The sequence below is a fragment of the Priestia sp. P5_B4 genome, assembly GCF_056400385.1.
This window is the reverse complement of the sequence record NZ_JBFULJ010000077.1, coordinates 1-11752: the sequence shown is the minus strand read 5'-3', so window position 1 is coordinate 11752 and position 11752 is coordinate 1. Positions and strand designations below refer to the sequence as shown.

12 protein-coding genes and 1 riboswitch are annotated in these 11752 nt (G+C 37.3%); of the genes, 11 read left to right on the top strand and 1 reads right to left on the bottom strand.

Going from position 1 to position 11752, the window contains the following annotated elements; translation table 11 throughout:
• From AC1DRF_RS09970 to AC1DRF_RS09955, 4 genes are all read left to right on the top strand, one after another.
• Window positions 1-1319 (top strand): ATP-binding protein (locus AC1DRF_RS09970; protein WP_477740669.1); only part of this gene is annotated, 1319 nt, incomplete at its 5' end.
• A 24-nt stretch (window positions 1320-1343) separates the two neighbouring features.
• On the top strand, window positions 1344-1922 hold the full coding sequence (locus AC1DRF_RS09965) for an SCO family protein (RefSeq protein ID WP_043976610.1): 579 nt from the start codon (window positions 1344-1346) through the stop codon (window positions 1920-1922).
• Between the two features lie 236 nt (window positions 1923-2158).
• Window positions 2159-3043 carry an SGNH/GDSL hydrolase family protein gene (locus tag AC1DRF_RS09960; protein WP_014458541.1) on the top strand — a complete coding sequence of 295 codons (885 nt, stop codon included), beginning with the start codon at window positions 2159-2161 and terminating at the stop codon, window positions 3041-3043.
• Between the two features lie 12 nt (window positions 3044-3055).
• Window positions 3056-3628: a YpmS family protein gene (locus AC1DRF_RS09955; protein ID WP_013058738.1), complete on the top strand. Its 573-nt coding sequence runs from the start codon at window positions 3056-3058 to the stop codon at window positions 3626-3628.
• 29 nt (window positions 3629-3657) lie between these two features.
• Here AC1DRF_RS09955 and AC1DRF_RS09950 read toward each other — a convergent pair whose 3' ends face one another.
• The gene (locus tag AC1DRF_RS09950) at window positions 3658-4413 is read right to left on the bottom strand and encodes a DUF4397 domain-containing protein (RefSeq protein WP_427075169.1); all 756 of its coding nucleotides are present in this window, start codon (window positions 4411-4413) and stop codon (window positions 3658-3660) included.
• A 214-nt stretch (window positions 4414-4627) separates the two neighbouring features.
• On the opposite strand from AC1DRF_RS09950, the gene AC1DRF_RS09945 reads away from it, so the two are divergent.
• The 7 genes from AC1DRF_RS09945 to AC1DRF_RS09915 all read left to right on the top strand — a co-directional run.
• Complete coding sequence (locus tag AC1DRF_RS09945; protein WP_164796341.1) at window positions 4628-4789, top strand: hypothetical protein; 162 nt, start codon at window positions 4628-4630, stop codon at window positions 4787-4789.
• Window positions 4790-4793: 4 nt separating this feature from the next.
• Window positions 4794-5204 (top strand): hypothetical protein, encoded by a 411-nt coding sequence (locus AC1DRF_RS09940; RefSeq protein WP_043976725.1) that lies wholly within the window; start codon window positions 4794-4796, stop codon window positions 5202-5204.
• A gap of 90 nt (window positions 5205-5294) precedes the next feature.
• Window positions 5295-5480, top strand: a complete 186-nt coding sequence (locus AC1DRF_RS09935; RefSeq protein WP_328127054.1) for a YjcZ family sporulation protein — start codon at window positions 5295-5297, stop codon at window positions 5478-5480.
• A 153-nt stretch (window positions 5481-5633) separates the two neighbouring features.
• Window positions 5634-7034, top strand: coding sequence for an ATP-binding protein (locus tag AC1DRF_RS09930; RefSeq protein ID WP_477740668.1), 1401 nt, complete (start codon window positions 5634-5636; stop codon window positions 7032-7034).
• Between the two features lie 217 nt (window positions 7035-7251).
• Window positions 7252-8721, top strand: a complete 1470-nt coding sequence (locus AC1DRF_RS09925; protein ID WP_013084690.1) for an NAD(P)/FAD-dependent oxidoreductase — start codon at window positions 7252-7254, stop codon at window positions 8719-8721.
• 601 nt (window positions 8722-9322) lie between these two features.
• Window positions 9323-9477, top strand: a riboswitch (cyclic di-AMP (ydaO/yuaA leader).
• Window positions 9478-9657: 180 nt separating this feature from the next.
• Window positions 9658-10893, top strand: coding sequence for a dicarboxylate/amino acid:cation symporter (locus AC1DRF_RS09920; RefSeq protein ID WP_097824465.1), 1236 nt, complete (start codon window positions 9658-9660; stop codon window positions 10891-10893).
• A 108-nt stretch (window positions 10894-11001) separates the two neighbouring features.
• The coding region (locus AC1DRF_RS09915) for an aminotransferase class III-fold pyridoxal phosphate-dependent enzyme (protein WP_477740667.1) at window positions 11002-11752 on the top strand (751 nt) is incomplete at its 3' end.

Below are 11752 nucleotides of genomic sequence, written 5' to 3'. Positions count from 1 at the left end.
ATATTATGACGACCGAAAAATTCAAGTCGCATGGAAATAAGATTATCGTAACAGCGAATAAGAAAATTAAGCAATCACTAGAGCCATCMATGATTTATTATGGAGGAAAAGAATTTTACAAATCATTTAAGCAAGCAGAACAAGAAAAGAAGAATATCGTAACATCTACATACAAAGACGAATTCGGGACGTGGATAACCGTTTTATCGCCTATTACAAACAGCTCCGGAAAAGTCGTGGCTATTCTTGGTGTAGATATAGATGCAAGCGCTATCTATATCTATCAAAAACGTTTAATTGTGGCTTTGATCGTTGCATTTACGATTTTGTTTACCTTCATTATTGTTATTCAAGACTGGGGACTAAGGCGATTAATGTCGCCCCTAGGAGAATTAGTAGAAGGAATTCAAGCAGTAAGTCAAGGGAAGTTTGATGTGAAACTGACACATGAAAATGATTCTGAGTTAGGGAATGTACACACAAGATTTAATGAAATGGCAGAGCGGCTTCAGCAGCTTTTTCAACAAGTGTCAGCAACAAAAGAACAGCTGAACGTAGAAACGAATTTCAGTCATTCAAAAGATGGAATTGCTAAAGCGATTGATGAATTAGAAGTTATTATGGAAAAAACGAGGATGCAAAAGGAATTGCAGCGAGCAGAGAAAATGAATGCAATTGGTCAATTAGCTGCTTCTGTAGCCCATGAAATTCGAAATCCTATGACGGTGGTAAAAGGGTTTTTACAGCTTTTTCAAGACAACACAAAGCTTTCAAACACTGAATTAAGTTACATTCATCTTATGATTAACGAAATGGACAGAGCGGAAGCGATTATTCATGACTATTTATCTTTAGCCAAGCCGGATGTTCATCAGCATCGTTTTATTAACTGCTTGGAGTGTATTACAAGCTTAGTAGACTTATTATCTTCTTATGCTTTGTTAACAAATAATATACTCATAGAATTAGACGCAAAAGAAGAGATGTATGTTCGCGGCAGCCGAAACGAATTGAATCAAGTTCTGCTTAATATTATGAAAAATGGAATTGAAGCCATGAGAGCTGGAGGAACGCTTCGAGTAGGGCTTTACAAGCGAGAAGGGCAAGTACATATTCAAATTGAAGATACTGGTATAGGCATGACCAGTGAACAAGTGAACCGGCTGGGAACAGCATTTTATTCTTTAAAAGAAAAAGGAACAGGGATTGGTCTGATGGTGTCTTATCAACTGGTCGAACAAATGAATGGAAGAATTGAAGTGGAAAGCATACCAGGAAAAGGTTCAACGTTTACCTTGATTTTCCCTAGCTATGACTAAACTTTAACCGTGCAGGAGGAACATATGAAAAGCTGGTCTTATAAATTGTCTTTTTTACTGCTCATTAGTTGTATGATGTTAACAGCCTGTGGTTCCAAAATAGAAAATCCTCTCAATTGGAAGATGGACTCTTTTTCTTATGTTAACCAAGATCAAAAGAAAGTAGGGCTAAGTCAGCTGAAAGGGAACGTTTGGGTAGCTAACTTTATCTTCACAAGCTGCGAAACCGTATGTCCCCCAATGACGGCTCATATGGCTAAATTACAAAAAATGGCCAAGGATGAAGGGCTGGACGTTCGCTTTGTTTCATTTAGCGTAGACCCTGAAGTGGACACTCCACCGAAAATGAAGGACTATGCGACTAAATTTGGCGCTGATTTTTCGAATTGGGATTTCTTAACGGGTTATAAACAAGCGGAAATTGAAAAGTTTGCGCTGGACCAATTTAAAACGATTGTGAAAAAGCCGCAAGAAAATCCGCAGGTTATTCACGGTACGGATTTTTTTCTAATTGACAAAGATGGAGTCGTTCAAAAATCTTATCAGGGAGTGACTGATCCTCCTTATGAAGATATGATAAAAGATATCAAAACCCTTCAGTAAGAGCTATAAATCCGTCAAATCTATCCGCCAAACACAGCTATCTTTATAGTGATGTGTTAGCGGATATTTTTATGAAAGAAACATGCTTATCCTTTTTTTTACATATACTATATATAAGAAACGTAGTAAAATATCAACTTGACATAGTATGATAAGATATAAAGATATAGTTATTCAGAGCGGTAAGCAGTATTGCTTGTGACAGCGAGAATACAGCATAGTTAGTAGGTGTTATGATGAGAAAATGGAAAAGTATAGTGATAAGCAGTATGAGTGCGGTGGTGTTAGCGAGCTGTTCGACGACGACTTTTTTGCCAACGGACAATAAAGAAGAAGCCGTTCAGAAAGAAGTGGATTTAACACCTAAAAAGCATATTCCGAAAGGCTTTTTTCCTGTAGATTTAGATATTGTAGCCATTGGTGACTCATTAACAGAAGGAGTAGGAGATGAGTCTAAAAAAGGCGGTTATGTACCATACTTAACTAAATACCTTTCTAAACAAAATGAAGTGCAAAATGTACGAACAGAGAATCTAGGCAAAAGAGGAAACCGGACGGATCAGCTATTAGCGAGGTTAAATCAGCCGGGAGTAGCAGCTGAAGTATCAAGAGCAGACATCGTTTTCTTGACGATTGGCGGCAATGATGTGATGAAAGTGGTAAGAGATTACTTTTACAATATCTCAATTAAGACGTTTGAATCACAGCAGTCAAAATATGAAAAACGTCTAAATGACGTGTTTTCACGTATACGTAAGCTTAATCCTAATGCTCATATTTATTTAATTGGTTTTTATAATCCATTCTTTAAATCGTTAAGTGATGTGAAAGAAATTAATGTCGTTATTAATGAATGGAATGCGGCAAGCGAGAAAATTGCTTCTCAATATGATAATGTAAGTTATGTAAAAATTGATGATATTTTTTATGATTCTGACGTAAATTTATTAGGGAAAGACGAGTTTCACCCTAATAAAAAAGGGTACAAACTAATGGCTGAACGCATTAGTAAATCAATGGAGGAAGAAGATCCTCTCGTTGGAGACCAGAAAAAGGAAACAGCAGAAGAAGTTACATCTGATGAAAAAGAGAAAAACACGAAAGAGAGTGGGAACGAGTAAGGAGATTGTTATATGAAGAAGTGGAAAACCCTATTTATCGCGTTATTAGGGATTAATGTTCTAGGGGCTATCCTTATTATTGCGTTTATTTTTCAACCGGTTGACAAGGCCAATCCAACTCCCTCTGAAAAAGTAGAAGGAGACGCAGAACTAACTATTTTGGCTAAAAAAGCGGACTTAAATGTACTGATTGATAAATATTTAAAGAAAGAATTTAAGAATCAGCCGCTTAACTACAAAATTACTCTCACCGATGTAGTAAGAGTAGACGGTACGATTCAAGTATTCGGCGATGACATTAATATTCGAATGACATTTGATCCAATCGTACAAAAAAATGGAGATATTGTGCTTGAACAGCAGTCGCTTTCTGTTGGAAAGCTGCAGCTTCCAGTCCGCACAGTGCTTCGATACGTAAATAATAACTTTGCGCTACCAGAATGGGTAACGATTGATCCAAAGAATGAATCAGTATACGTAGCGTTACAGCAGATGAAGTTAGAGAGTGATTTTGCTGTAAAAGTACAAAAGTTTGATTTGAAAAATGATGATATTCGCGTACGTTTAATTTCGCGCAGTGAATAAAAAACCTTCCAATTTGGAAGGTTTTTTTGTTAACGATCTTGGGAAATCAGCGCTTCTAATACAGGACGGTTCTTAGCAAATCCGACGGCATATACTGTATATGTTCGATTCGGGCGAAGGTTCAGTGCCGGGATTTCGAGTACTACATTTTTGGTTCCTGCTATGCGCACACTAAGTTGAACATGCATGGGGGATAAAGGCAAATATTTTGTGACTTCTTTAAACTGCACTCCAGAAAAAATGACGTCTCCGCCTCTAGCCGCAATATCCACAGCAGGAGCATCCGGAGAAAGGTGCACAAACCGAAGCTTTGTTTCTCCACTTGGTACATCCGTATTGTCATAGATAAACAATAAATCAAGCTTGTTTAGCTCATCTACCGCCGCTACCGTGTAATTTTGGTTTCCGTCAAATGTAAATGATTCCGTTAAAACAGGTCTTCCCGTTTCTCCAGCGGGATAAATAGAAATTGTATATCTTCCAGGTTCTTGTAATTCAATATAATCTGTTTCTTGTTTATAAGTTAAGTTGCGAATCACTCGTTTGTTGTTAATATAAATATCTACAGATGGAGAATCTGGAGAAGCGTGAAGTATACGAATTTGCGGCGGATTTACGCGCAGATTCGTATTTTCAGAAGAAGTTAAGATGGCCTGCTGGATATAGTACAAATGCTTTTGATAATAATGAATATGCTTAGATGGATCACTATACTTATAGTAGTTAGCTAGAAAATCGTATTTCATTGCTTTTTTAATATATTGATCAAAGGAATAATTAGCCATATGTTCAGCTCCCTTATTGTCGGAGTATAAAAACATTTCCATACGTAACCAAACATATGCTAAAACTCATAATTTATGCCGATCACTGATCACTCCCGAGACCTCCAAGAAGAAACAATGAGCCAAATGCCCTCTATGTGCATATACTGAATCAAATTATTGACTGAAGGCTTATTGTACGATCGAAATTAGTATAGAAAAAAGGAGTGAGAGCATGCGCGATTTTTATGCTCGGATGCTACGGTTAATTATGTTAAGTTTTTTACTGCTGCTACTTTTAATTCAATTTACAGAGCGCTCTACTTCATTTATTCACATTACCCCCGCGCTAAATAAAGTAACCGAGCGAATTGAGCTGATTACCTATGATCAATAAATGTATGTTTTCTGCGTTTCGATATGTACTTGTTCTTTATGCTATCTGCTTTACATTTTTATTTGTTAGTACATTTCCAAGTCTATTTGGTTTCACCGTGACCGTTCAAGAAACGGATTATCACCATCTGCATCGCGGAGATATAGTTGTCTTTAGAGACGAATCATCTTCTTCAAAGAATGAACTTGTACTGGCCCATAATCAAGAGCTTGATGTACTGGTTACAGCTCAAAGAGATTCTTTGCCTGCTTCTTTTAAAGTGATTGGAAGCTACGCATACCATCTCCCGTATATAGGGGGCATTATTGGATTTATGAAAGAGTTTACTACGTTACTGGTAATGGGAAGTATTTTACTTTTGTTATTTTCGTATACGCTGCAGCCCAAAAGGCGAATATGGCGTAAGAGAAAGTAAAAAATGGGCGAATGCACATACAGGACAATCAACTAATGCATATAAAGTACAGTGTACGAAATGAATAAAAAAACAAGAGGAGAGATTGCTATGTATAACTACGATTGTTACGACCCATGCCATCACGGAGGCTATCACCACCTATATGATACTTGCCACTATCCAATTAGCTATCCAATTGGCGGTTATCATCATTGCGGAACGGGTCATTCATTTGCATTAATTGTTGTGCTATTTATTTTATTAATCATCATTGGCTGCACCTGTTTTTGCTGATTAGGCCTCATTTGCTCGCATGTGCGAGCTTTTTATAACAGATAGAAAAGGACAAACTTACATATAAATTGTTTAAATAATAAAAAAATTTTGCCAAATCAACATTTACCATATTATACTATAGCTAGTAACTCAATAAGCGAAGGTGAATATATGGAAAAGGAAAAAGTATTTCAACAGCTATTTTCAATGTCATTTACACCAATGCTCGTAATGAATATGGATGGAGATATTCAAATTTTAAATGAAGCGTGCTGCCACCTTTTTAAAACGACGGAAGAACGACTTCTTTCCTGTAATGTATTTGAAGAGCCAAATCGCTTTTTTATTGAAAAGCATGAAGTGGAACCGTTAAGAAAGCAAGAGGAAGAAGTTGTTTTACTTAAGAAAAAAGTAGATCAGCAGTTTCCAATGCACATCCATATTCAGCGCACGGAAGGGGATATTCCGCTCTTAGTTGTTCAGTGGAAAGAGTTTTCCTCAAGTATTGAAAAACAAGAGGAAGTCATTCGAAAAATGAAGCAATATAAGCAGTTTGTCCAGCAAAGTCAAGATGCATTTATTGTAACAAGAGAAGGCAGAATTCAATATTTGAATCCTGCTGGTGTTAAACTTCTTGGCGGCGAGAAAAAAGAAGAGTATATCGGGCGTCCTTGGCTTCATTTTATTCACCCCGAACATTTAGAAATCGTAAAAGAACGAATGGTTCAGCTGATGAATGGAATGTCCGTGAGGCCGCGTGTTGATGTGAAACTATTGACTAAAAAAGGAGTTGTCATTATTGAATCTTCGGCAACCAAAATTAAGTTTGAAGGACAGGATGCCATTCAGTATATTATTCGCGACGTAACGGATCGAAAAAAATATGATGAAATGGCAAGCAAATCTGAAAAGCTTACAATGGTGAGCAAGTTAGCGGCAGGAGTAGCACATGAAATTCGTAATCCAATGACGGCGATTAAAGGGTTTATTCAGCTGTTAAAAGCATCGAAACAGTACAACGAAGAATACAATGATATTATGCTTGAAGAATTGAATCGCGTCGAATCCATTATTCAAGAATTTTTAACGCTGGCCAAGCCTAAAATTGAAAATTCATACCACCCCAAAAGTCTCAATCAAATCATACGTCACGTGACATTACTATTAGATACACACGCCAATTATAAAAACTGTCGTATTATTAATGAGATTAGTGATGAGATTACAATCTTTTGTGAAGAAAATGCGCTTAAACAAGTTTTTATTAATTTAATTCAAAATGCGCTTGAGTCAATGAGCAAAGGTACAGTTAAAGTCACCGTTGAGAAAAGAAATGAATACGGCATGGTCATTATCGAGGATGAAGGCTGTGGAATTGATGAGCAATCTTTAGCTCGGCTAGGTGAACCATTTTATTCCACTAAACAAACAGGAACGGGGCTAGGGTTAATGATTAGCTACCRAATAATCGAACAGCATCAAGGGCATATTTCATTTGCGAGTAAAGTAGGAGTAGGAACAAAAGTAGAAATTGCTCTTCCGTACATTAAAGAACCAGTGAACATTTCATAGCGCTTGCTATTCGTTCACTGGTTTTTATTTGTTCGGAATAAAAGCGAATATTTTTTAAATATTTTATTTTAATGTTCGTGTATATTGTTGACTAAAGGATTTTTTTTTGATATATTATCAAATGGCTAGAAAATAACCGAATGATAATAAAAAAAGAAAATTCGGTCAATAACTTTTATCTTTTACCCAAAGAAAAAAGATGATGGGAGAATGTACAATGAACTCAAATTATGATGTTATTGTGGTAGGGGCAGGACCCGCTGGGATTTTTACTTGCTATGAGTTAACGTTAAAATTACCGGAAGCAACTATTTTATTAATCGATAAAGGACACGATATCTATCGACGTAATTGTCCGATTCTTCAGAAAAAAATCGAAAAATGTCCGCCTGCGGTTGGCAAAAAAGAGTTTGCTGGCTGTTTGCCCGCTTGTTCTATTACAAATGGTTTTGGTGGAGCCGGCGCATATTCAGACGGGAAATTTAATATCACCAGTGAATTTGGAGGTTGGATGACGGATTATCTATCTGAATCACAGGTGGTAGATTTAATTAAATATGTGGATGAAATTAATTTAAAACACGGAGCAACCGATACGATTACGGATCCGTTAACTGATAAAGTTCGTGAAATTGAAAAACGCGGATACGCAGCAGGATTAAAGCTATTGCGTGCCCAGGTGCGTCATTTAGGAACAGAGCAAAATTTGGAAATTTTAAAAAGCATTTATGAATACTTAAAAGAAAAAATTGATATGCAGTATAAAACGGAAGTAGCCGATTTAATAACAGAAAAAGAAGACGGTCAGCATATCGTGCGCGGTATCGAATTGAAGAATGGTGAAAGAATTACGGCTGATAAAGTGGTTGTTTCACCAGGTCGAGACGGCTCGAAGTGGATGAGCGACTTACTAAAAAAACGTCGTTTGAAAATGATTAACAATCAAGTGGACATTGGCGTTCGAGTCGAAACATCCAACGTTGTTATGGAAGAAATCAACAAGCACTTGTACGAAGGGAAATTCATTTACAATACGTCTGTAGGTACAAGAGTCAGAACGTTCTGCAGCAATCCTTCAGGACATGTGGTAGTAGAGAATCATTCAGGTATTATGTTAGCAAATGGACACGCATACAAAGATCCGAAGCTTGGAAGTCAAAATACGAACTTTGCGCTGCTTGTTTCTCATAAATTTTCGGATCCATTTGATCAGCCGAACGAATATGCGCACGAAGTATCAAGATTAGCTAATATGCTGTCAAACGGGGGCTTAGTTGTTCAAAAGTATGGAGATATTTTAAAGGGCCGTCGTTCAACAGCGACTCGAATTAAAGAAGGCTTTTTAGAACCAACGTTAAAAGAAGCTGTACCTGGTGACTTGGGCTTAGTGCTTCCTTATAATACGATGAAAAGCTTAATTGAAATGACAGAAGCACTGGATCATGTAACGCCTGGGTTAGCATCTGAACATACGCTATTTTACGGTGTGGAAGCGAAATTTTACTCCGCCCGTCCGAAGTTAAACGATAAGTTTGAAACTGAAATTTCTGGTTTATACGTGGGAGGAGACGGAGCTGGTATTACGCGAGGGCTCGCGCAGGCAAGTGCGTGCGGTGTGTGGGTAGCGCGTGACATTGTTGAAAAATTAAAGAATCGCAAAGCAAGTTCTGAACCTGTTACTGTATAAAAAAAGAGGCCGTCACGGCCTCTTTTTTTTATGTGTTAAATAACGAGAGCGACTAAGTAAAAAGTAAAGAACTTGTACCGCTCCAACTCCGATAGTTTTATATGATAATTACCCGCTCTTTTTTAAAAAGTATGACGGAATCCATCCTTCTATCGTGAACAGAATTAAATACAATAAGGCGAATTGATAAGGTCCATTTCTTTGCATCAATAAATTCAGTGGAATTTTAGGGAGGGTATATCAAGCAATACAAGGATAAAATCAACAGTTGAAAAGAGTTATTTTTTGATGAGTAAAATATTTATGAAAGCAATAAAGTACACGGATATTAGAATAATTATTCAAATTTATGAATGGGAGTTAATGAGAATAAAGTTCACTTTACAAACTATTTTTTGAATTAATTTTTTATCCATTAGATTGTAAGTCTTGTTAAATAAGTATTTGTGGTTTGTTGAAATATGATGTAAAAATTTTAAAATATAACAATTATCAACTTTTTATGATAAAATCATGCATTATTTTTGAATAAAAACTTGACAGAAACATATAAAATGAATTTTAATTAAAGTAACAATTATTATCATGCAAAAATATTAAAGAAAATTATTTGCTTAATCTCTTTTGTTTTATAAGAGAACGGGGGACCCATATTTGTGCGTAATGTACTTGGGGTGAATCTTGAATGAATCAAGTAGGGTAACTCACGTACCCGAATCCGACAGCTAACTCCGTAAGCATTCAGTGAGGGAATAACAGGTCTATGACACCATGATATTCTCATGGTTTTTTGTATAGCTAAAAATATTCCTAAACTATTAATCTGAAAATTTTTAATATATTGTATATTTTGAGTGTTATCGTTCTCAATGCATGGTAAAATAAGTATAGTAGTTAGAATCATTCTAATATAATTTATTTACGGGAGGTAAATCTATGAAGCTATCGACAAAGATCATTATCGCGCTAATTGCTGGTGCTATTGTAGGAGTGTTAATTAACGCTTTTGCTCCAAGTGCTTTTGCTCCGCTGGACAAGTACTTGTTTACACCGCTTGGCCAAATTTTCTTAAGCTTAATTAAAATGCTTGTTGTACCAATTGTGTTTTTCTCTATCACGTTAGGTGTAGCAGGTTTAGGAGATCCTAAAAAACTAGGAAGAATCGGGGCTAAAACAGTTTCGTACTTCCTAGTGACAACAACCGTTGCTATTGTAATTGGTTTATTATTAGCATTTGTTATTAAACCAGGAACATTTGGATCTTTTGATACAAAAAACGCTTCTTTTGAAGCCGAAAAAGCACCGCCAGTTGGAGAAACATTCTTAAATATGATTCCAGTCAATCCAATTCAAGCGATGGCTGAAGGGAATATGCTTCAACTTATCGTTTTCTCTATCTTTATCGGTTTTGGTATAACGATGCTTGGAAGTAAAACAAAAGGGCTTTACAATTTACTTGAGCAAGGCAATGAATTGATGATGTACCTTGTGAATCTAGTGATGAAGTTTGCTCCTTACGGAACATTTGGGCTTCTTGCAACAGCGGTCGGAAGTCAAGGCTGGCAGGCAATTAAAGCGATGGGGCTGTACATGATTGTAGTCGTGCTCGCACTGTTTATCCATTCAATCGTAACATATGGGGGATCAGTCGCTCTTATGGCCAGACGTAACCCAATTGAATTCTTTAAAGGTTTTGCTCCTGCGATGACAGTTGGATTCAGTACATCAAGCAGTAATGCAACGCTTCCGATTTCAATGAATGTGGCTCAAAAAAATCTTCGTGTCCCGGAGTCCATCAGCAGTTTTGTTCAGCCGTTAGGTGCTACCATTAACATGGATGGAACGGCAATTATGCAAGGTGTAGCGACTATTTTTATTGCACAAGTATACGGCGTTGACCTGTCGCTGGGTGCTCTTGTGACGGTTGTATTGACAGCAGTGCTTGCTAGTATTGGTACAGCAGGTGTGCCTGGAGTTGGTCTCATTATGCTAGCAATGGTATTGAGTTCGGTTGGTCTGCCTGTAGCAGGTATCGGATTGATTATTGGAATTGATCGCTTGCTTGACATGCTTCGTACATCTGTAAATATTACGGGAGACGCTGCGTGTGCCGTTATTGTGGCTGAGTCAGAAGCAAAGCGTATAGATAAATCTGTAACGCAATCAGCTTAATAAGCGTAAAAGCTCTAGCTATATGCTAGGGCTTTTTTTATTGGCAAGAAACTCTTCGTTTCAGCATACAGTTTAATAAGAGTGTATGTTTGAAAGGAGAGTGCGGAAATGAATAAAACTCATGTAATAAAGCCGCTGCTCGACGACGACTACCCAGTTATTTCATATGGAAAAGGAATTTATTTGTACGACCAAGATGGAAAAAGGTACATAGATGCTTCGTCGGGGGCAGTTACAGCAAGTATTGGACACGGCGTAAAAGAAATTATTGATGCGATGACCGATCAGGCACAGAAAGTTGCGTTTGTATATCGGTCGCAGTTTACAAGTGATCCAACAGAAGCCTTAGCTAAGAAACTATGTGAATTAAGCAGCAATCATTTCCAGTGGAGCTTTTTTGTTAACAGCGGGACAGAAGCGACTGAAACGGCTATGAAAACGGCAATTCAGCATTTTCAAGAGCAAGGAAAGCCAACCAAAACAAAGGTTTTGTCACGCTGGATGAGCTATCACGGTATTACAATAGGAGCTCTGTCTATGTCAGGGCACGTTGGAAGACGAAAACGCTTCTCGTCTTTGCTTGAAGATTATCCTTCGGTTTCGCCTCCTTATTGCTATCGGTGTCCATTTCATCAAACCTATCCATCTTGTAATCTTGCTTGTGCACGCGAATTGGAAACAGTTATCAAACGAACCGGCCCTGAACATATTGCTGCTTTTATTACAGAGCCCATTGTAGGAGCAGCCGGAGCAGCGCTTACACCTCCTCCCGGTTATTATGAAGTGATAAGAGAAATTTGCGATAAATATGATGTGTTATGGATTGCGGATGAAGTCATGACTGGAGTTGGGCGTACAG